The following is a 20,649-nucleotide window of genomic DNA, read 5'->3' on the forward strand; positions in this document are numbered from 1 at the left end:
GGTGGACGCGGAACGCGACCGCCGCGCGGGCGACCGGGCGGTCGCGGACTGGGCCCGCCGCAATTCGGCGATCCTGCGCCAGCTGGCCGGCCGCGTCAGCGCTTTGGACGGCCTCGGCCCGGCAGCCCAGGAGAGCGCGGACCGCCTCGGAGCAGCCCTCGGCGACGACGATCCGGCGATGCTGCTCCCCCCGCTGGCCGCAGCCCAGCCACACCTGAGGGGCGCGCACGCCGGCCTGGCCGAGCAGCTCGGCGAGATCTCGGCTCAGACGGACCAGCTGCGCCGGGATGCGGCTGGTAGCCGGCGTTCGCGGGAGTGAGGCGGGGGTTGTCGGGGGCGGCCCGGCCGGGTTGCGCCGAAACACGGCCGGCAACCGCCGCCCGCGGGAGGGAGCCGGGGTTTGCCCGGCCCCCGGCCGGGCACCCGCCGCGGAAGCGACGGAAGGACGTATCCCATGACCGCCCAACCGCCGGATCCGGATCCACGCCGGACCCCGGACCTGGAGCCCGGGGGCGGCGTGCCCCCGGGCAGCACCCCGCCCGACTCCGCCCAAACGTCCGGCCTTTCGCACCCGCAGCCGATGCCGTCCAAGGCGATGCCGGTCCTGTGGCTGATCCTCACCGGCGTGCTCGTGCTCATGGTCGCCGGCCTGGTCATCGCGCTCGCCGTCGGCTGGCTGAGTGTCTGAGACCGGTCCGGACCGGGTACCCGTCGACCATGGACGACACGCCCGACCGCACCGAAACCCGCGCCGAACTGCTGCCCGAAGAACAGGCCGTCGAGAGCGCGGACCCCGAGGGCCAGGCCCGCGAGGTCCTGCGCGACTCCGACCGCCGCACCGAGCACCCGGAGGCGACGCTGGGGCGCCGCCGTCCGGAGGACACGGTCTAGTCGCCGCCGCGGAAGTTCTCCTGCGTGGCCGGATGTCCCGGCCGCGCCTTCGCGTCTTCGTCTTCCAGCGGCCCGTCGGGCTCTGCACGGCGAGGTGGCTCCTCGACCGGATTCCCGCTCGAGTCCACTTCGCCGGTTTCGTCGTGGGGCTGCGACATCGTTCCTCCTCGGGTGGCCGATCCTCGGCGGTTACCCGGCGGAGATCGGCGTCAACCGTTCCTCGGCCGGCGTTCCCCCGCGCAGCAGCACCATCGCGCCCAGCCCCAGAACGGCCACGACGGCGAAGAAGTAGAAGCCCCACGGATACGCGATCCCGGCCGTGACCAGCGCCCCGGTGACGAACGGCCCGAGGATCGAGCCCAGCCGGCCGACCGCCGACGTCAGCCCCAGCGCGGTGCCCCGGACGTGCGCCGGGAACGCCTGCGCGACGTAGCCGTAGATCAGCACCTGCGCGGAGAACACGAACACGCCGGTCAGCAGCACGACTGCGTTGAGCACGAACGCATTGCCGATCCGCAGGCTCAGCGCCGCCAGGAGCACCGCTCCGGCGCCGAACCAGATCCGGGCGATCGGGCGGATCCCGAACCGGTCGGCGATCGTGCCGGCCAGCACCAGCCCGAGCACCGCGCCGATGTTGAGCACCAGCAGCAGCGTGATCGACGTCGAAATCGGGTAGCCCGCCGTGCGCATCAGCTGCGGCAGCCAGGTGTTGAGCCCGTAGACCAGCAGCAGGCCCATGAACGAACCGGTCCACACGGCGATGCTGATCCGCCGGAACCGGCCGCCGAGCAGGTCGCGCAACCCCACGCGCTCGGCCGTCTCGCGCGCCGCGAGGTAGGCCGCGGACTCCGGCAGCTTCCACCACATCAGCGGCACGGCGAGCAGGCCGACGATCCCGCCGCCGTAGAACAGCAGGTGCCAGTCCTCCTTCGCGGACAGCGCGAGCACTGACGTCAGCACCGCGCCGACGTGGTAGCCGGTCATGGTGAACGTGCTCGCGCTGGCGCGCCGCCGGGCCGGCAGGTTCTCCGACATCACGGTCAGCGCCACCGGCATGCACGCGCCGAGCCCGAGCCCGGCGACGAACCGGAAGATCCCGAACGTCGCGACGTTCGGCGCGAGCGGCGTCAGCAGGGTGAACAGCGAGAACAACAGCACCGAGCCGATGAGCAGCACGCGGCGGCCGAACCGGTCGGTGAGCGGGCCGAGGCCGGCGGCGCCGACGGCCACGCCGATCAGCGACACCGTCGCGACCACCGTCGCGCCGGCCGCGGTGAAGCCGAGGTAGCCGCTTTTGAGCAGGGTCGGGATGGTGGCGCCGAGCGCGACCAGGTCGTACCCCTCGAGCAGGACGGTCAGCCAGCAGAGGACCGCCGTCCACGGGCCACGGGACGTCGTCATGGTCGTCTCCTCAGAACGGGTAGGGCGCGATGTCCGCGCGGACGGTCAGCCACTGGGTCTCGGTGAAGGCTTCGATGTTGGCTTTCGCCCCGCCGAAGCGGGAGCCGTTGCCGGAGTCGCCGACGCCGCCGAAGGGCGCGGTCGGCTCGTCGCCGACGGTCTGCTCGTTGATGTGCACCTTGCCCGAGCGGACCTCCTCGGCCAGCTGCATCGCCGTGCCGACGTCGCCGAGGATGCCGACCGACAGGCCGTACTCCGAGTCGTTGACCAGCCGGGCGGCCTCGTCGAGGTCGCGGTAGGCGCGCACCGGCGCGACCGGGCCGAAGATCTCCTCGCGCCAGGCCGGGCTCGCGTCGTCGAGTCCGAAGAGGACGGTCGGCGGGTAGAACGGCGCGTCGGGCTTCCCGCCCGCGAGCACCTGCGCGCCCGCGGCGACGCTGCGGTCGACGACGTCGGTGACGTGCGCGAGCTGGCGGTCGTCGATGATCGGGCCGAGCGCGACGTCGCCCTCGGCCGGGTTCCCGACCGGCAGCCGGCGCGCCTTCTCGGCGAGGGCTTCGACGTATTCGTCCACCTGGGACTCGTGCACGAGGTGCCGGCCGGTGGTCATGCAGATCTGGCCCTGGTGCAGGAACGAGCCGAACGCGCCGGCGGAGGCGGCCTTGGCGACGTCGGCGCCCGGCAGCACGACGAGCGCGTTGTTGCCGCCGAGTTCGAGGTGCACGCGCTTGAGCGAGCGCGCGGCGGCTTCGCCGACCTTCCGCCCGGCCGCGGTCGAGCCGGTGAACGACACCACCGACACCTCCGGCGCGTCGACCACCGCGGCGCCGACGCCGGCGTCCCCCGGCAGCAGGTGCAGCAGGCCCTCGGGCAGCCCGGCTTTCTCGAAGACGCGCACGATGCTCACCCCGCCGCACACCGCCGTGCGCAGGTCGGGCTTGAGCAGCACGGCGTTGCCGAGCGCGAGCGCGGGCGCCACCGAGCGGATGGCCAGGATCAGCGGGAAGTTGAACGGCGAAATCACCGAAACCACGCCGGCCGGGACGCGGCGGGCCAGCGACCAGCGGGGTTCGCCGGTGCTGAGCACCTCGCCGAGCGGGTGCGTCGGCAGAGCGGCGGCCTCGAAGCAGATCCCGGCCGCCATCTCGGTCTCGATCCCGGCCTTGGGCCGCGTCGAACCGGCTTCGCGGACGATCCAGTCCTGCACCTCGGCGGCGTGCGTCTCCCACAGCTCGCCGGCGCGGCGCAGCACCGCGGCGCGTTCGGCGGGCTTGCGCCGGGCCCAGTCGCGCTGGGCCTTCGCGGCCGCCGTGGCGGCCTCCGCGGCGTCCGCCGGCGTCGCGACGCCCACCCGGCCCAGGATCGCCCCGGTGGCGGGTTCGACGACCGGCCGGGTGCCGCCGGTGCCGCGGACGAAGTGCTCATCGAGCAGAGTCATGATCACTCCGGTGTGGTCGGTTCGGTGTCGACCTGGATCAGCCGCGGGCCGTCCGGGGTCGTCTTGAGCTGGGCACGCAAGTCGTCTTCGTCGCGGGCGGTGGTGGCTTCGACGCCGTAACCGGCGGCGATGGCCGTGAAGTCGAGCCCGGGGATTTCCGTGCCGGGCACGTCCGGCGTCCCGAGCAGCTCGCCGAACCACCGCAGGGCGCCGTAGACGCCGTTGCGCAGGATCACGAAGGTGACCGGCACGCGGTAGTGCGCGGCCGACCACAACGCCGTGATGCCGTAGTTGGCCGAGCCGTCGCCGATGACGCCGACGACCGGGCGGTCCGGGCTGCCCATCGCGACGCCGACCGCGGCGGGCAGACCGAAGCCGAGCCCACCGGCGGCGGGGAAGAAGTAGGACCCTTCGCGGCGCAGGTCCATCTGCCGCCACCAGGCCGAGTTCGTCGACGTCGACTCGACGACGTAGCGCGTGTCGTCGGCCTGGGTGGCGCGCAGGGCGGCGAACACCTGCTCCGGGTGCAGCGCCTTCCCGCCGGTCTTCGGCTCCGGGTTCCCGACGTAGCCGAGTTGGGCCTCCCTGGCGGGAATCTTCGCCAGCAACGCTTCGATCACCGGCGCAGGATCGGCGACCAGCGCCTCGCCCATCGGCGCGCGGGCCGCGGCGCCGAAGTCGTCGGTGACCTGGATCAGCCGGGTGCCCTCGGGCAGATACGCGCCGGGAACGTGCTGGTGGTAGCGGAACACCGGCGCGCCGAGCACCAGCACGAGGTCGTGCCCGGTCAGCGCGGCCGACACCGGCGCGATGCCGGCGGGCAGCACGCCGCGGAAGAGCCGGTGCCGGTGGGGGAACGGCAGCCGGTGCGGCGACGGCGCCACCCAGGTCGGCAGCCCGAGGTGCTCGGCCAGCGCGACGGCCCGGTCGAAGAGCCCGGTGGCGTCGATGTCACCGCCCAGCACCAGCGCCGGGTTCTTCGCCGCGGCAACGCTCCCGACGAGGTCGTCCAGCTGGGCTTCGCTCGGTGCGAGACCTTTGTGGACCTGCCGGTCGAGCGTCGCGGTTTCGGTCAGTTCGACGGCCCAGTCGTCGTAGGGCACCGAGAGGTAGCTCGGCCGCCGGTGCAGCTCGGCCTCGAACACCGCCTGGGCGAGCGAACGCGGGACGTCGGCGGCGCAGCTCGGCTCACCCGACCAGGCGACCAGCGGCCGCATCAGCTGCGTCGCCTCGACGTTGGCGAGCATCGCCTCCAGCCCGATCGCCGTCCGGACCTGCTGGCCGGCGGTGAGCACCAGGGGAGAACGGGAGTAGACGGCGTTGGTGAGCGCGCCCATCGCGTTGCCGGAGCCGGCAGCGGCGTGCAGGTTGACCAGCACCGGGCGGCCGGTCGCCTGGGCGTAGCCGTCGGCCATCCCGACGACGGCGCCTTCGTGCAGGCCGAGGACGTACCGGAAGTGCTCCGGCAGCTCGGCGAGGAACGGCAGCTCGTTGGACCCGGGGTTGCCGAAGATGGTCGTCAGGCCTCGGCGGTCCAGGAACTCGTGGGCGAGCCGGCGGGCGGTGGGCATCGGTGCCTCCTTGAAGTCGGACCGACCCTATGGAGCGCCGCGGCCGTGTTCCAATAGATGTTGGCTCGTTGCTTCATCGATGGGATCGATATGCCGGACTTCGACCTGAACCTGGTGCGCACGTTCGTGCTGCTGTACGAGACCCGCAGCGTGACGGCGACGGCCGAGTCGCTGCACGTCACGCAGCCGACGATCAGCTACAGCCTGCAGAAGCTGCGGCGCCGGTTCTCCGACGAGCTGTTCCGCCGCACCGGCGGCGGCCTGGTGCCCACGACGACCGCCCGCGCGCTCTACGAGCCGTTGCACAGCGCGCTGTCGGAGATCGAGACGGCGGTCAGCGGCGCGAAGTCGTTCTCGCCGTCGACGGCCCGGGCGGCGTTCACGCTGTGCCTGTCGGACCTGGGGGAGATCTCGCTGCTGCCGCGCCTGATGGCGGCGCTGCCGTCTCGCGCGCCCGGCGTGACGCTGACGGTCCGGCCGTTGGACGTCGACCGCGCGGCCGACCAGCTCGGCCGCGGCGAGATCGACGCGTTCATCGCGTCCCCGCTGATCAGCTCCCAGCGCGTCGCCCGGATCCCGCTGTTTTCCGAGGGCTACCTGGGCATGGTGGCACTCGACCACCCGCGGCTTGCGTCGGAAGTCTCGTTCGACCAGCTCGCGGCGGAGCGCCACGTGACGGTGTTCGGCCCGACGGGCCACAACGGCCCGCGCCGCGCGCTCGAGGCATCCGGCCTGCTGGACCGCGTGGTGCTCGAGGTGACCCGGTTCGCGGCCCTGCCGTACCTGGTCCAGGACGGCGAGCTGGTGGCGATGGTCCCCCGGCTGGTGGCGGAGGTGTTCGCGGCCGAGCACCGCGTCCGCCTGTTCGAGCTGCCGCTGGAGGTCGAGCCGGCCCAGGTGTCGGTCTACACGCGGCACACGCACGCCCGCAGCCCAGCCCAGCACTGGCTGGTGGAGTTCATGCGCGAGGTGCTCACCTAGGTCGTCTGGCAGCGGGCGCCGTTGAGCGTGAAGCCGACGGCCTTGGGGTTGTCGCGGCCGAAAGAGCCGTTGAAGCCGATGTTGACGGTCGCGCCCGGGGTCAGCGTCAGGTTGTAGGAAACCGCTTTCATGGTGACCCGCGAGCCGCTCTGCGAGTAGTCGCCGTTCCAGCTGTGCGTGACCTGCTGCCCGGCGGTGAAGTTCCAGGTGGAGGTCCACGGGGCGAGCGTCTGGTTGCCGGTGTTGGTGACATAGACGTTGGCGGTGAAGCCGTTGGGCCACTGGTCGGTGATGTCGTACCGCACGGAGCACGAGGCAACCGGAGCGGGCGGCGGGGGAGGAGGGGCAGCCTGGGACGGGCTGGAGGCGGTGGTCTTCGGCGCCGTGGTGGTCGGAGACGCGGAGGTCTGCCGGATCACGGTGGGCACCGCCGAGGGTCTTGGCGCCTCGGCGGTGGCGGTGGTGCGCGGAGTGGTGGCGGGAGCGAGCGGGTCGGGAGCCATGGCGGCCTGCCGCCCGGGAGAGCTCTCCGAGGTGACGGCGATGATGACCAGGCTCCCGAGGACGACAACGCCCCCGCAGACGGCGGAGACCCACCGAATCCGTCGCCCGGCACGCTGCTGACCGGCGGCGGCCTCCCGAGCCCGTTCCTCGAGCCGTTCGCGGTACCCATCCCCGGTATCGGCTTCCCGAACCCGCGTGATGGGGACGTAGGCCCCGAGAGACCGAGGCATGGCCCCAGTCTCCCGAAGAAGCTGGTCAACGGAAAACTCATCATCAGACCGGCCGGCGCGCGCCATACCGCAACCTCCACTCGGCGAGGGCGCTCGAACGCGCTGTCTTGCCCGGCGAATCCTAGGAAGCCGAAGCGGTCTTGTAAACCATGTGTTCGCCGCTCGCGACCCGCCCACCTGCGCAGCTCCAGGGCGACTGGATCGATGCAGCCCGTCGAAAACCGCCGATCATGCCAGACGAGGGTGAGAGGTGGATCGACACCCCCCTGAACGAGGGGGCGGAGTGGCCGTATACTCTTTCTTCAGCAGGTCCGAGTGGCGGAATGGCAGACGCGCTAGCTTGAGGTGCTAGTGCCCTTAACGGGCGTGGGGGTTCAAGTCCCCCCTCGGACACAAATACGTGGGAGATCTCCCAAACCACAGAGTAACTGGCCCGCCACGGCGGGTCTTTCTCGCGTTCAGCTCCCGTCGATCTCGGCTACGCTGATCTTGACCGCGCCCTCCCCTCGCGCAGCACGTCGGGGAGGTGTCGCATGACCAGCATCCCCTCCTTGGCCCTGCCCAGCCGGATCACGGCACCTGACCCGGAACGCGTGGCTTCGTTGCCTGTCCCGATGGGCTTGCCGCCGTTGCGTGATCTCCATGCAGCGGATGGTCCGCGGCTGTCGATCGCGCTGATGGACGGGGGAGGGCGACTGCAGGACCGCGGCGCAGTCGCCGCCCTCGGCTGGAGCCCAGGGGACCGCCTGCTGATCACCCTCGTCCAAACCTCGGTGGTGATCCGCCGCCGCCCGGACGGGGTATTCGTCATGCCCCGCAAGCCCTACGTCGCGCTCCCGGCTCCAGTGCGCCGCGGCTGCGGAGCCCTGGCGGGCAGCCGCCTGCTGCTGGTCGCCGACCCCGTCCACGACGTGCTCATCGTGCATCCCGAAGCTGCCGTGCAGGCGATGCTGCGCACCTTTCACACCTCGCTGGCCGCCCCCGAGGAGGCGTCATGACCGCGACCACTCAAGATCTCGAAGCGGCGCGGCTGCTGCTGTCACGCCTCGGCGTGGATCCCGCCGACCTCATCGGTGACGCAGCCACCGGCAACACCGACGACGAGCGCCCGCCGATGCCGACGCTGGCCGAATGGATTTCCGTCGTCGCGGGCCTCGTGTCGCCGAGCACGGCCAGCTCCTACGGGTCGTACTGGAAGAAGGCCGAAGCCAGGTGGGGCGGACGGCCCATGGACACGATCACGGCCAGCGAGATCAAGGCGATGGCCGAGCACGTCCGCAGCACTGCTCGCGTCCGCCGCAACTCGCGCGGCGGACGCAACGCGGCGGAGAACTTCGTCGCCGCCATGCGCTGTCTCTACAAGCACCTGGTCAACGATGGACGCCTCGACGAGCGCGCCAACCCGGCCATGCGGGTCACCAAACCCCGGCGCAACGCCTCCACCCGCCGAGCCCTCGCGTCCGACCGGGTCAACGAGCTCAACGACATCGTTTCCGGCACCGGCGACGACCCGGAGCTGGATGCGCTGATCTGCCGGCTGCACGAGGAGAGTGCCTGCCGACGTGGCGGCGCACTCGCCTTGCGCCGCCGCGATCTCGACCAGACGCAATGCACGATCCTGCTGCGAGAGAAAGGCGAGACCGAACGCTGGCAACCGATCTCGCCGACCCTGATCCGGCACCTCATTGCCCACTTCGACGAACGCGGCGACGGCAACCCCGAAAGCCAGCTGCTGCGCTACGCCAACGGCAACCCGATCACCAAGCGCCGCTACGATTACATCTTCGGCCGTGTCCAGAAAACACTGGATTGGGCACGGTCACTGCAGGTCAGCGCCCACTGGCTGCGTCACACCACACTGACCTGGGTCGAGCGCAACTTCGGCATCGGCATCGCCCGCGCCTACGCCGGACACGCCGAGTCCGGCGGCGACCTGACGACCACCACCTACGTCAAGGCCGACATCAGCGAAGTCGCCGAAGCTCTGGCCGCACTCACTGGGGAACCACACCCCCTTGCACCGGTCCGCATGCCGCGGACGACGACCGAGTGATCGAAGACGGGCGCGGTCGTGCAGACCGTGTCCGCCTTAGTCGCTGTGAGCGGTCCTGTCGGGGATGTCGACGAGGTTGTCGTGGAAGGCGGTGACCATTGTGTACAACACGTGCTGCGGGTAGACGACCAGCAGGTCGTGCTCCAGCACGGCAGCGAGAAGCACCTGATCCTCTGCCCGGATGCGGCACCGCGCCCGCAGCCGGGCTGGCAAGGTCAAATTCATCCTGGGCGGAACTGACGCGGCCGACGGCTTCTCGCTCGGCGCTACCACGAGCAGCCCAGAGGACACAGAGAGCCGCAGGGGGCGGCCCGGAGCCCAACTCAGCCGCTCCAACGCGACCCGCGCCGCGACCACGCCGTTCAAGCCGACCCGGACCAGGCTGAACGCGACCGAGCCACGCTCCACCACCGGGCCCAGATCGGCAACCGGCAGGGGAACCACGGGTTCGGCGCTGTGCCTCCGCTCCGGTAAGAGCAGCGACGCCACGATCCTGTTGCCCGCTCCTTCCGATGTCGAGCACGGAACCGCTTTGGCTGCGTCGGCGGCGACAGGCATTGGGCCTTCGCCAGTTCCACGTTCCCGATCATGTGACATGACTGTCCCAGAACTCTCGCGTGGGAGGGCGATGCGAAGCAGCGTCCGACGGCGTCATGCGCGGGGCTGAACGTAATTGAGTCTAGCTGTGATTGCCCAATCTTGAATCTGAGCTTCGGAACGATGTGGGCGGACATCAGCGCTACCCGCTTCGAGGTGCAGGGCGACCAGGAACGCCTCGACCAGTTGCGCTGGCGGACAGCGTTGACGGCGGCCCGACGGGGCGGAGCGGGGGAGAAGGAGTGAGCCGCGCTGACGGATTTCGCGCCTCACGCAAAAAAATTCCACTCATTCGAGTGAATGTTGTGCCGGTAATCTTGGGCCGGGGCCGGGGCCGGGGCCGTGTGCCGATCGGTTGCTGCCGCCGCACAGGAAGTCGGCGATGTCGAGGCGAGGAGTGCAAGTCCGGAATGAAGATCCAGACCGCCAATGTCTGGGCTCGCTCGCGTCGGTGTGGTGGAAACGATGTTCGGCAGCTCCTTGTACCGGCCGCGGCTGACTGGACGGTTGTCGACAAGCCCGGCGAATTGGCCGTGAGCGGCCGGTTCGGAACGTGGCCGGCGGTCCGGGGAGCGACGGCCGCCGAAGACGGCCCGCTCACCGCCGGACTCCCCACGGTCGACCAAGCGACGCACCGGATTTCCTGGTCCGGCTCGCGTGCACCGGTGCCGCCTGAAGCGGTCAGGGAGTCGTTCGCCGAGGCCATCGGGTTCCGGTCACACGATGAGCCGAACAGCCTGCGTCGGCCGCAGATCGGCGCCCTGCACGCCATCGTCGGCTTCCAGGCGTCTGGTGTGGACGAGCCCGCGCTGGTGGTCATGCCGACCGGCACGGGCAAGACGGAGACAATGCTCGCCTGGACTGTAGCCGCCCGGCCCGAGCTGCTGCTGGTTGTGGTGCCGACGGCTGCGTTGCGCGACCAAATCGCGGCGAAGTTCGAGCGTCTGGGAGTCCTGCAGGAGCTGGAGATCGTCGCCCCGCACGCGCTGCGGCCGAACGTAGGTCGGCTTGAGCACGCACTCAAATCCGTGGCCGACGTGGCCGAGCTCGCCGCCGCGTGCAACGTCATCGTCGCGACGCCGCACGTCCTGCATCTCAGCGACGCGGATGCGCGTCGCGTTCTCTTCGATGTGTGCAGTCACCTGATCGTTGACGAAGCGCACCACGCGCCGGCGGACACCTGGACGCACGTGATCCGCAGCTTCCCCGGCGCCCGGACGCTGTTGTTCACGGCAACGCCGTTCCGTGGCGACGGCCGCCGGCTCCCGGGTCGGGTGATCTTCCGGTTCCCGCTCCGCGAGGCGCAGCGAGATGGGCACTTCAGCACGATCGAGTTCCGGTCCGTCGTCGGGATCGAGGACGTTGACGAGGAACTCGCGGCCGCGGCGGTGGCCCGCCTCCGGGAAGACCTCGCCGCCGGGCTGGACCACGTGCTGCTGGCGCGGGTGAAGACGAAGGTCCGCGCGGCCGAGATCCTCGAGCTCTACGAGCACCTTGCGCCGGAGCTGGGCCCGGCGGTCCTCCACGACACTGTCACCGTCAAGCAGCGCAAGGCCGTGCTGGCGAACCTCGACAACCGCGCCTGCCGGATTGTCATCTGCGTGGACATGCTCGGCGAGGGCTTCGACCTGCCGGCGCTCAAGGTCGCAGCCATCCACGATAGCCGGCAGTCTCTGAGCCCGATGCTTCAGCTCATCGGCCGGCTGGCCCGTACCTCATCGCCCACGGAGATTGGGCGCGCCAGCGTCTTCGTCGCGCGCGACCCCGCCATGGCCCTGTCGCCGATGCGGGACCTGCTCCGGGAGGACCCCGACTGGGACGTGATCCTCAGCGACGTCACCGAACGCGCCACCCGGCGGGCCCTCGAGGTCGGCGAATTCGACGAATCCTTCCCATACACCCCGGTCGAGGTGCCCATCGGGTTGCTCGAACCGAAGATGAGCGCCATCGCCTATTCGACGGCGAAGCTCGAGTGGGAGCCGGACAAGGCCAAGCAGGTCTACCCCGGGATGTTGTTGGACGACCTGGTCAGCGTCAACACCGGGAACGACTTCGCGTGGTTCGTGCTGCGCGCGGAGGCAGACCCGAGGTGGGGGCGCGTTCCCGGGCTGGAGAACAGGTCGTTCGACCTGGTCATGCTCTACTTCGACCGGGACCACGGCATGCTCTACGTCCACGGTTCCAACACGAAGGCGAAGTACGACCGGCTGGTCGAAGTCGTGCTCGACGAAGAACCTTCGCCGGTGAATGGGATGCGGACCTTCCGCGTCCTCGCGCACATCGACCGGCTGATCCCGACGAACCTGGGGCTGCTGGACGCGCGCGATCGGGACCGGCGGTTTTCGATGCACGTCGGTAGCGACGTTGAAGCCGCCTTGCAGGAGGCCGAGAGCGACCACAAGACCCAGACGCACATCGCGACGAAGGGCTTCGAGGACGGCGAGTCCGTGACGATCAGCGCTGCGCTGTCGGGTCGGTTCTGGGCGATGGCTACCGCGCGCAACCTGTTCGAGTGGCGGGAGTGGTGCGACCGGCAGGGCGCCAAGCTGCGCGACCGCACCCTCGATCTGACTGCGATCTTCCGCCGGATGCTGTTTCCCACCGAGATCACCGCGCGGCCGCCGCACCCATTGCTCGCCCTTGAATGGCCGTGGGACCTGTACCTGGGCACCGGGACGGCGACCCGGGCCGAGTTCGACGGCATGAGTCACATTCTCACGGACATCGAGTTCCGGGTCGACGACCATGGCAGTGCGGGTCCGTTCGTCTTCTCGCTCGTCAGCGCGGACTGGGAGGTCGGCTACTCGGCGGAGGTCGGGCCGGACGGCCTGCACTACACGGCGACCGGCCGGGACGCGACGGCCACGATGGGGCGAGTCGACGAGAGCGTGCCTCTGGCGGAGTGGCTCAACCGTCACAAGCCGACGTTGTTCCTGTCTGGCGACCGGATGATCACCGGGGACGACCGGCTGCTGGAGCCCCGGGAAGGGCTTCGTCCTTATGACCCGGCGAACCTGATCACCCGCGACTGGCGGGCGCAGGGGGTGAACATCCGCGTCGAATCGCAGGGCGTCGACAGGAAGAAGAACTCTATTCAGGCCTTCATGGTGCGCGAGCTGCAGCGGAACCGGATCTTCGACGTTCTGATCGACGATGACGGCAAGGGGGAGGCCGCGGACCTGGTCGGGCTCCGCGTCGACGGCAACGATCTGGTGATCACGCTGGTGCACTGCAAGTACTCCAGCGGAGACGATCCGGGCGCCCGGCTCGAGGACCTGTACGAAGTGTGCGGTCAGGCGATCCGCGGCGCGCGGTGGCGCGACGGCGGTGGCCGGCCACTGCTTGAGCATCTCGAGCGCCGGACTCGCGCGTACCGCCGCAGGCATCCCGGCAAGACGGCATTCGAGGTCGGCGACAGTGCCGCTTTGCTCAGGATTCGCGAGCAGGCGCCGTTGCTTTTCCCGAGGTTGCGGACGCTGGTCGTGCAGCCCGGGCTCAGCGCCGCGCGGTGCACAGACGAGCAGCTTCGACTGCTGGCCGGCGCCGAGACGTACGTTCGCGCCGTCACCAAGGGCACGTTCGAAGTACACGGCTCAGATTGAGCGTGGGCTTCTCCTCTGCCCGAAAGGGCGACATGTGGTGCCGATTGGATCGTTGCAGAGGGGAGTGCCGCCAAATGGACGCCACTCCGCTTCAATCCTGATAGTGCCCTGGGCGGGATTCGAGCATGCGACACCGACTTTAGGAGAGTGGGTGACGACGTCGCCTAGGGCCTCTACCAGCCACTATACCCTCATGGTTGCCTTTCGTGACCCCAGAAAACACACGGTTCAACACGGTTTCGGGTCACGAAATGGGTCACGCGAGAAGGCGGCAGATATGGTGCCCGTCACAAGTTGAACGCGCGTGTCGTCGGAGGCGCATGGCTTGAGAGGGTCGCTTGGCCAGCTTCGCACGCTGACGCGGTCCGCGGCTCTGCGCCCCCTCGGTCGGGCCGCGGGCTCTGGGCGCTGGCTCACCGCAACTCTCATCCCCACCGCGATCAACTTGAGTTCGGCGAGTCGATCGACATCAACCTCCAGTTCCGGTGTCGCGTCTCGCGCCGAATCGGACATACGTCCAGTGACACCCTCGGCGCTCTGGTCGCTCGTAGGGGCGAACGGAGGCGGAAAAGACGACAGCCGCAGATGCCGACGGAAGGTGTGTGTAGCAACCTGGGAGCGCCCAGCGACGTTGTTGCCTAGGAGAACAGCGGACCTAGTGGCAAGGGTGGCGCAGTATCCAGCGTCGGGCACCCGATTCGCATTCGGAGGCAAGGTATGAACAACTGGCTCGTGTTGATCGGCACGCTGTTCGGGACGGTGATCGGCACAACGGGAACGATTGCGAGCCAACATCTTGCGAGCCGTGCAGCGGAGAGGCGGGAACGTGCTGCGCGGGCGGCTGGGTATCGCGCCGAGCGACTTCACGTGAGCGAGGCAATGATCGAAGTCGGACAAGCGATTGAACGTGCGGCTGTGAACCGGCGAGAACCCTCCAGTGAACTGCACGACCGCTTATGGATACTCCAGGCTCGGCTTGCCATAGTCGCCTCTGACAGGCTCAAGCAGACGATGAACGAGTGGGTGATCGCGCTGAACCGCGTTCACTGGGAAGGTGCCCCGGCTGATCAACCGGTCTGGGCCTATCTGCAGGAACCGCGAGGCCGGTTCCTCGACGCGGTGAGTGCGGAGCTTGCGGGGCTTGAGAGTTAAGCGTCGAGACTCGGCGCATAATCACCCTGACTGCGGACGCGCCGTGGCCGGGCCGGCTCCCGGGGCCGTCTCCGGCAATCACTCCACGACGCACGATCCTGCCGTGGTCCGGGACGCTGACGGACGCGATGTCGGGTGCACGACTCGATGTGAGCTGACCGAGCCGCCGGCCACGGTCGACGACGAGGCGTCGTTGTCAGTGATCAGCTGGGCCGGCTGGCGCTGGACATGTGGTGCCTCCGCCGTCAGTGTTGCTGTCTGCGGATCACTGCGACCGCCTGGCGGGTTACAGGTTGGGCTAACTCTCACACGCCGAACCATGCCGCGCAGTGATCCGCTCGTCCGCACGGACGTGTACTCGCGGCCGACGACCGCTGGCCGCCGAAAGCCCCTGGTGGTACCGATCGGCGCTACAGCAGCCCGGTCTGGTGCAAGCGGATCACCGCGACCAGCACGCCGCCGCTGCCAAGTACAGCCCTCAGCAGGACTTCAGCAGAGCCAGCGCACGGTGACGCCGGTCATGGTCGGTGGTGGTCAGCGCCACCATCGTGGCGGCGCTTGCGGCGGTGAGCAGTACCAGTGCGATAAGGGTGATCAACGGCGTCCACATGATGATGTCCTGTTCTCCCGGGTCGTGAGTCTGGCCAGCCCGTGCTCAAGGACCAGCCGACCAGCCTGGGACGGGGTCTGGCATGGGCTCCGTAGCGACCCGGACGGCAGGACGGCTGGATGGCACGCAGCGGCAGGACCAGCAGAATGCAGGGTCTCTTTCGGCGGGAGTACGGTGTCAGGCACTGTCCGGTTAGCCTCGCCGGACGGCGGCAGGTCGGCACGGGAGGGGGCAAGCATGGATCCGGTGGAGATCGGCCCGTTGCCCCAGCTGGCTGCTGCTGTCGGTCAGCTGCGCAACGGCCTGTTGCTGCGGGAACTGGCTGATGCCGCCGCGAAGCTGCCGGCGCGAGGCGGCCGGCAACCCGCTCTTCCACGGACGACCGCCAGCGACCTGCTCAACGCCAAGTCGGTTCCCGGCGTGGACACGATGACGACATTTCTGGCAGTGCGCGGCGTCTCCGGACGACAGGCGCAACACCCGTGGCTGCAGGCGCTGGACCGGGTGGCGCACGCTTATCAGCAGCGCCCGCTTGGAGCAGTGCGGGTCCGAGACGCGCGGCCGCGGCTGCTGGGCGTGCACGCCGCAATCCAGTCCAACTCGCCCGCCGGAGACGTCCCGGCCGTCGCCAAACTCGGCGCGTTACGTCGAATTCAGAAAAAAGCTGGCGCGTGACGCGTCGAGGTGATGTATGGGGTTGACTAGTTCACATGCTGTTTGTCGTCGCCGCTCTCGGTGTGGTTATCCGCGTCGCGGCCGCCTAGTTTCAGTCGTCCTTCAGGTGAGGCTCGGCGGGTCGTTCCGAGATAAACTCAGCCATTCATCGTGCGTAGTGCCAGGAGCTTCCGAACGCTCGATGTAGGCGAGAACTTCAACCTCGCCGGGTACCATGGCAGTAAGAAGATCTGTTCTGGTGTCCAGGCATGGTGGGCTTTCGCCCATTTTCGCTAGAAGTTCACGCGCCAGATTGATGGCAGCGCGGTCTGAGTACTCTCCGCCATCCATCCATGCCTGTCGGTACGCCGATTTTGCGTGGTGTAAAGCTTCGACTTCTCGTCCGAGTAGCCAAAGGGCTGTCGCCGTTGCGTGATATGGGTACCAATTAGGCCGTGTGCGGGACTCCCACGCAAGCGCTTCTTCGGTGGCCGTGTCAGCGTCCTTGAATCTGCCTGCCAACGCTAAGGCAGCAGCCTCCCTCGCCCGATCGGCGCCCAGGCCTACTCGCCGCGACCATTCGTCTTCCAATTTTGCTGCAGCAATGGCACGTTCATATTCATGGTTCTGCATAAGTAACTCATATTGCAGCCTTGCCATCATTCGGTGGTGTACCCATCCGTGCAGCAGGCCGCGGGGTGCTACAAGTTCCCCTTCGGTTAATGACCCGGCAATCAACTTATGACGCTTTTGCCAGAGGAAGGCGTCGCCTTCCAGCCAAGGATAACCCGAGATTTGGCGCGCGTTGCCGAACATGCGAAATGCCCGTTCGGCTTCGCCTGAGTTTCCGCGGATGACAGCCAAAATGGCCAGACCCAGCCAGGTCGGCCGAGTAGCACCCCTGGTTAAATTGGTTTCCAATTTGCGCTTTAACAACGAGTAGCGATGACTTATAACAAGGTTTCCGGAAGATCGATGGCACACGGCCAGCGCTGCTAGTGAGGTTGCAATAAGGTCAGTATCGTCAGAGTTTAAGTTTTGATTGAGAAGAGCATATTCCAACTCAATGGCTTCTTCGTGATGGCCTAGAAAATCCAATGCTGTAGCAAGGTCGCCGATGACATCGATGTCATTCGTCTGCCGCAACGGCGTCAGAAGAGCAATAATTTCGTGGTTTGCCCCGATGCGTTCGAGGTACGGCTTCGACAGGCGCCTTGACCAGAGCCTGCACGCCTCGCCGAACCGGTTCGCACCTACCAGAGCAGTAAACATGGCCACAGTCTGGGAGAGCTCCTTGGTGGTAGTGGCCGAGTCGATGTTCTCTGGCGGCAATGCTTCGAAGTGCTGGTGCACGATCTCGTTAGCGCGAACGCGGTTGGCATCATCGAGTTGGTCATAGGCGTACGCCCGAACGATAGGGTGAAGGTCATAGGTGTTGTTCGCGCGATCCCACCAGATGAGGCAGCGGTCCTGTAGGTCTGTCAATGCCCAATCAAGTCGCCGCTCTACACTCTGCGGACTTTCGCCATCTTCGTATCCCTTAGCAAGCGAGTAGACCTTTCGTATAGTCTCCCACTCGATCGAACTGGTGAAAACTGAGAGATACTTCAATACCTCGGCGGCGTCGGGATGGAGGTCACGAAAAGCTGCGTCGAGAATGTGTGCCCGACGTCTTTTAAGCGGGAGCCTAGCCAAGTTGAGGGCGCCGCCGGCTGCGGGATCTGCCAACCAGCGAGCGAAATGCATCGGCGCATTTCGGTACTTCGCCACCAGGCCGGCAACAAATCCGACCTGCAGTGGGTGGTTGCCCATCGTTTGGAAGAATCGAACGCACTCCGAAAGGGTGATGTGGATGCCGAGTTTCTTCAGCATTGCATGGCAGTCAGCGTCGCTGAGGCCGGCGAGCTGCAGACGACGCACGCCAGGCAAGAAACTACTGAATTCGTTCTCAAGATCATTAGGGGTCAGTCTAGTCGTTAGGAGAACCTTTGAACTCGTTACCTTGGTTAATGACCGCATAATCGCAAGCCCGAAGTCATCGACAACAGATCGACGATCAAGGTCAAGGTCATCGTCGTGGAGTTTTGATGCGTCAATTTGATGGTAGGCGGCCAGTAGCCGTTCGAATCCGTCCAGCACCAGCAAATGTGGTTCAGTGCACAATACGGCGTGGAATTGCCTGGCGAGATCCGCGCGATCGAGCTTGCGTACATCTCCGGGCTGGCGGGCCGTCAGGTATGCCAACGCTTCTACCATGAAGTCTGCCATGGACGCTGTGCCTTCATAGAAGCTCCACCAGAAGCGCCCACGTAAGCCGATCATGCTCGCATGGTGCGCGGCCCATTCCCAGGCGAGCGCACTCTTCCCCATTCCACCTATTGATTCGATCACTAGGACGGGGTCGCTTGACCGTGCCCAATTGTCCAGCTTGTCCAAGTAGCTCACTCGGCCTGTGAACGAGACACCGCCGACATATGGCGGTACGGCGTAAAATTCGTACCTCGGTGTTTCTATTCGCCGTGGGCCCTCGGGCAAGGTTGAGCCCTTGTGAAGCGTGCTGGTGTCCACAGTGGCTTCGGCATTCTGCAGCCGCACTTCCGAGCGAACGAATGCGGGCAGCTGCGGCAGCTCGGCGCGGTTGGCCACGCCAAGTAGCTCCCACCAGGACGTGCTCTCCTTAACGAAGTCGAGCCTAGTCAGTGGAACAACTGTAAGCCCATTTACGCCCGCAGGCCGGTGGTGTTCGCTAATCACGCCGATCGCGTGTCCGTCGGCGAATACCACTGCCCCGGAGATGCCCTGCCAGGATGATTTCGCGAGGTGTCCCTCGGGAATCGGTGCGTCCCGCGGCGCATCTGGCACCCGTAGTGTAGCGAGGCCTTCAACTATACCTTCCCCCATTGGGACGTATCCGTCGACACGCACCATCTCGCGCAGTCGCTTGTCGTGCTGGGGCCGCACCTTCTCGGCGAAGGCCGGGAACCCGAATGCGACGCAGTCCCGCAAGTTCGGCCCGCGGAGTGTGGGATCGCCGCGCAGCACTGCGAACGTCACGGCCGTGACGCGGCGACCTTCGTCGAGCCCGACCACCGCCAAATCAGCGCTCTCGTCGAGCGCAGGCCGCCCACTCGGCAGGCGGCACAGCCGAGCCGGGTGCTCGTCGTTGCCACGGAACCGCACAAGCACAGTGCCCTCGCCGACGACGTGCGCGGCGGTGAGGACGATTCCCTCTCGTACTACAAACCCGGAACCCACGTGCCAGCGGCCTTTGTTGTGGTGCAAGACTTCGACGACCTGGTCCATGAGTACTGGGTCTGTGCTCACGGCTTCTGCGAATCCTGCTTGGCGACTTTGATCGGCGTTCCACTGCTGTCCACGGGCGAACCGAAGTTCACTGTCACCTTCTGAACTGTCTCGTGCGCAAAACCCCCGCCAGCGCCCAGTTCGACGACCCAGAACTTGAGTCCCGCCTTGCCGTCGGTGGTCTTCTTGATGCCAACGTGGAACTCCATTTGGACACCAGTTATAGGGAACTGTATGTCAGAGTTGTCCCCGGCCTCCACCGCATTTCGCAGTTCAGTGCGCACTGCCTCGACTGCTTCTGCAAGATCAATTTCCATCAGCACTCCGATCTTCGGGTTCACCGTCGAAGTCGTCATTGGCACCGGCGCAGTTACACCGTCCCGACCGGGCGCGGCGCCGGGTGAGCAGATTGTCGCAAACGCCCATCCAGGCAGCTACGCCGGTGTTCGATTACTATCAGTCAGTCTGGCGTCACTAAGCGACAGGCTGGGGGTGAAACTCGCGCTCGTAGCCGTCTGCGCGCACTTCGCAGGGCGTGTGGCTTACGGAACGATGATCTAGCCGTTATTTCAGGCAGCGGATCTCCGAGAATCCCGGCGCGGGTCGGTGAGGCGGTCTACCACGCCTGTGGCTGGTGGAGTGAGTAGCCGTCGCGGGAGGCGTTGCGGCTGACGTGCTGTAACAGCCTGAGCAGGTCGGTGAACGTGAACGCTCCCACTTCAGGACGCGAACCGCCTGGATTGATCTTGTCTCGCGCGGCATATTGTCCCAGTCGTGCTCGGCTCATGATCTACTTGTGTTCGAGGGTGATAACACGTGCCGTGACATGGGCCATTTCGCGGAGCTGATCGTTTTCGAGTGCCAGGCGTTAGATCTGGGCGCAGGCGAGGTCCAGTTGGCGGCGAAGGTCGCGGTTCTGGATTCGCAGCACGGCGTTAGCATGCGCGAGGTCGCGGGCTCCCCCAGAGTTGATCCGGGCGGGCGGGCTGGCTGCCGCAGGTGTATGCGGGGCAAGCTGTGCGACCACGTCGGGGAAGTTGCGGCGGAAGGTGGTGTTGGCCAGGCCGAGGCGCCGGGCGAGGACGAGCACGCTGACCGGGTTGCCATCGCGGGCCATGGTGGAGAGGACAGCCTGGACGTCATCGGCGGTTGGCAGGCCGGCGTGACGGGTCATGGGGTCTCCGTGAATGTGCCGGCGAGTAGCCGGGCGATGTCGTGCTGGTCGCGGTCATGGCCGAGCTTGGGATCGACGTCTCCCGCGAGTTCCCCAAGCGCCTGACCACCGACGCAGTCGACGCCGCCGACGTGGTGATCACCATTGGCTGCGGCGACGCCTGTCCGATCTTCCCCGGCAAGCGCTACCTCGACTGGCAGCTCGACGACCCCGCCGGCCATCGAGCACGTCCGCCCGATCTGGGACGAGATCGACCGGCGAGTCCGGGCCCTGCTCGCCGAGCTGGCCCCCGCGGCGAGCTGAGGAATCGCCGGGCCGGGGCTCAGGCCGGAGCGCTCGTGATCAGGGGAAAGGCGTCCTGCCGTTCGCGCTTGCGCCAGCGCCCCCGCCACGTGGCCGTGACTGTGTTTGCTGACGTCAGATGCTCGTGAATCTCGACGTCACTCCGGGGCTCAGAGCATGATCAATGTCGGTGAATTCTGACGTCA

The 20,649-nt window shown here is 67.3% G+C and carries 18 protein-coding genes, 1 tRNA gene and 2 pseudogenes; 11 read left to right on the forward strand and 10 right to left on the reverse strand.

Features of this window, described 5'->3' with window-relative positions:
- From ACWEVN_RS33430 to ACWEVN_RS33440, 3 genes and pseudogenes are all read left to right on the forward strand, one after another.
- Positions 1 to 319 (forward strand): annotated as a pseudogene (locus ACWEVN_RS33430) (HSP18 transcriptional regulator); the annotation flags it as partial.
- 135 nt (positions 320 to 454) lie between these two features.
- Positions 455 to 688 (forward strand): DUF6480 family protein, encoded by a 234-nt coding sequence (locus ACWEVN_RS33435; RefSeq protein ID WP_452053922.1) that lies wholly within the window; start codon positions 455 to 457, stop codon positions 686 to 688.
- Between the two features lie 29 nt (positions 689 to 717).
- On the forward strand, positions 718 to 891 hold the full coding sequence (locus ACWEVN_RS33440) for a hypothetical protein (RefSeq protein ID WP_310971569.1): 174 nt from the start codon (positions 718 to 720) through the stop codon (positions 889 to 891).
- Here the strand turns inward: ACWEVN_RS33440 and ACWEVN_RS33445 are convergent.
- Genes ACWEVN_RS33445 through mdlC form a run of 4 tightly spaced genes read right to left on the reverse strand, consistent with a single transcriptional unit; the run spans position 888 to position 5,301 of the window.
- On the reverse strand, positions 888 to 1,049 hold the full coding sequence (locus ACWEVN_RS33445; protein WP_449683788.1) for a hypothetical protein: 162 nt from the start codon (positions 1,047 to 1,049) through the stop codon (positions 888 to 890). The genes ACWEVN_RS33440 and ACWEVN_RS33445 overlap by 4 nt on opposite strands.
- Before the next feature lie 31 nt (positions 1,050 to 1,080).
- Positions 1,081 to 2,292: an MFS transporter gene (locus ACWEVN_RS33450; RefSeq protein ID WP_449683789.1), complete on the reverse strand. Its 1,212-nt coding sequence runs from the start codon at positions 2,290 to 2,292 to the stop codon at positions 1,081 to 1,083.
- 10 nt (positions 2,293 to 2,302) lie between these two features.
- Positions 2,303 to 3,730: a benzaldehyde dehydrogenase gene (locus ACWEVN_RS33455; protein ID WP_452053923.1), complete on the reverse strand. Its 1,428-nt coding sequence runs from the start codon at positions 3,728 to 3,730 to the stop codon at positions 2,303 to 2,305.
- Positions 3,731 to 3,732: 2 nt separating this feature from the next.
- Entirely contained in the window at positions 3,733 to 5,301 is a 1,569-nt protein-coding gene (mdlC, locus tag ACWEVN_RS33460) for a benzoylformate decarboxylase (protein ID WP_452053924.1), read from the reverse strand.
- A gap of 90 nt (positions 5,302 to 5,391) precedes the next feature.
- Between mdlC and ACWEVN_RS33465 the strand changes: the two genes are divergently transcribed.
- On the forward strand, positions 5,392 to 6,282 hold the full coding sequence (locus ACWEVN_RS33465; RefSeq protein WP_452053925.1) for a LysR family transcriptional regulator: 891 nt from the start codon (positions 5,392 to 5,394) through the stop codon (positions 6,280 to 6,282).
- Here the strand turns inward: ACWEVN_RS33465 and ACWEVN_RS33470 are convergent.
- A complete protein-coding gene (locus ACWEVN_RS33470) occupies positions 6,279 to 6,587 on the reverse strand; it encodes a cellulose binding domain-containing protein (protein WP_449683793.1) in 309 nt (102 codons plus the stop codon). The genes ACWEVN_RS33465 and ACWEVN_RS33470 overlap by 4 nt on opposite strands.
- A 738-nt stretch (positions 6,588 to 7,325) precedes the next feature.
- On the opposite strand from ACWEVN_RS33470, the gene ACWEVN_RS33475 reads away from it, so the two are divergent.
- The 3 genes from ACWEVN_RS33475 to ACWEVN_RS33485 all read left to right on the forward strand — a co-directional run bounded on the left by ACWEVN_RS33475 (position 7,326) and on the right by ACWEVN_RS33485 (position 9,069).
- Positions 7,326 to 7,409, forward strand: a tRNA-Leu gene (locus tag ACWEVN_RS33475).
- 140 nt (positions 7,410 to 7,549) lie between these two features.
- Positions 7,550 to 8,014, forward strand: a complete 465-nt coding sequence (locus tag ACWEVN_RS33480) for a hypothetical protein (RefSeq protein WP_452053926.1) — start codon at positions 7,550 to 7,552, stop codon at positions 8,012 to 8,014.
- Positions 8,011 to 9,069 carry a tyrosine-type recombinase/integrase gene (locus ACWEVN_RS33485; protein ID WP_452053927.1) on the forward strand — a complete coding sequence of 353 codons (1,059 nt, stop codon included), beginning with the start codon at positions 8,011 to 8,013 and terminating at the stop codon, positions 9,067 to 9,069. The genes ACWEVN_RS33480 and ACWEVN_RS33485 overlap by 4 nt, the downstream gene beginning before the upstream one ends.
- Positions 9,070 to 9,105: 36 nt before the next feature.
- On the opposite strand, the gene ACWEVN_RS33490 is transcribed toward ACWEVN_RS33485, so the two are convergent.
- Complete coding sequence (locus ACWEVN_RS33490) at positions 9,106 to 9,558, reverse strand: hypothetical protein (protein WP_452053928.1); 453 nt, start codon at positions 9,556 to 9,558, stop codon at positions 9,106 to 9,108.
- 518 nt (positions 9,559 to 10,076) lie between these two features.
- Between ACWEVN_RS33490 and ACWEVN_RS33495 the strand changes: the two genes are divergently transcribed.
- Together ACWEVN_RS33495 and ACWEVN_RS33500 are read left to right on the forward strand one after the other, a co-directional pair.
- Positions 10,077 to 13,268 carry a DEAD/DEAH box helicase gene (locus tag ACWEVN_RS33495; protein WP_452053929.1) on the forward strand — a complete coding sequence of 1,064 codons (3,192 nt, stop codon included), beginning with the start codon at positions 10,077 to 10,079 and terminating at the stop codon, positions 13,266 to 13,268.
- Positions 13,269 to 13,985: 717 nt separating this feature from the next.
- Complete coding sequence (locus ACWEVN_RS33500) at positions 13,986 to 14,420, forward strand: hypothetical protein (protein WP_452053930.1); 435 nt, start codon at positions 13,986 to 13,988, stop codon at positions 14,418 to 14,420.
- Positions 14,421 to 14,898: 478 nt separating this feature from the next.
- On the opposite strand, the gene ACWEVN_RS33505 is transcribed toward ACWEVN_RS33500, so the two are convergent.
- Complete coding sequence (locus ACWEVN_RS33505; protein ID WP_452053931.1) at positions 14,899 to 15,030, reverse strand: hypothetical protein; 132 nt, start codon at positions 15,028 to 15,030, stop codon at positions 14,899 to 14,901.
- A gap of 237 nt (positions 15,031 to 15,267) precedes the next feature.
- Between ACWEVN_RS33505 and ACWEVN_RS33510 the strand changes: the two genes are divergently transcribed.
- Positions 15,268 to 15,705 (forward strand): hypothetical protein, encoded by a 438-nt coding sequence (locus ACWEVN_RS33510; RefSeq protein ID WP_452053932.1) that lies wholly within the window; start codon positions 15,268 to 15,270, stop codon positions 15,703 to 15,705.
- A gap of 102 nt (positions 15,706 to 15,807) precedes the next feature.
- Here the strand turns inward: ACWEVN_RS33510 and ACWEVN_RS33515 are convergent, their stop codons facing one another.
- From ACWEVN_RS33515 to ACWEVN_RS33525, 3 genes are all read right to left on the reverse strand, one after another.
- On the reverse strand, positions 15,808 to 18,987 hold the full coding sequence (locus tag ACWEVN_RS33515) for a S1 family peptidase (protein WP_452053933.1): 3,180 nt from the start codon (positions 18,985 to 18,987) through the stop codon (positions 15,808 to 15,810).
- A 17-nt stretch (positions 18,988 to 19,004) separates the two neighbouring features.
- A complete protein-coding gene (locus ACWEVN_RS33520; protein ID WP_452053934.1) occupies positions 19,005 to 19,328 on the reverse strand; it encodes a trypco2 family protein in 324 nt (107 codons plus the stop codon).
- 527 nt (positions 19,329 to 19,855) lie between these two features.
- On the reverse strand, positions 19,856 to 20,161 hold the full coding sequence (locus ACWEVN_RS33525; RefSeq protein ID WP_452053935.1) for a hypothetical protein: 306 nt from the start codon (positions 20,159 to 20,161) through the stop codon (positions 19,856 to 19,858).
- Positions 20,162 to 20,205: 44 nt separating this feature from the next.
- Here ACWEVN_RS33525 and ACWEVN_RS33530 point away from each other — a divergent pair.
- Positions 20,206 to 20,464, forward strand: a pseudogene (locus ACWEVN_RS33530) (arsenate reductase/protein-tyrosine-phosphatase family protein); the annotation flags it as partial.
- Positions 20,465 to 20,649 lie beyond the last annotated feature (185 nt).

This window comes from Amycolatopsis sp. NPDC003861, from assembly GCF_053605405.1.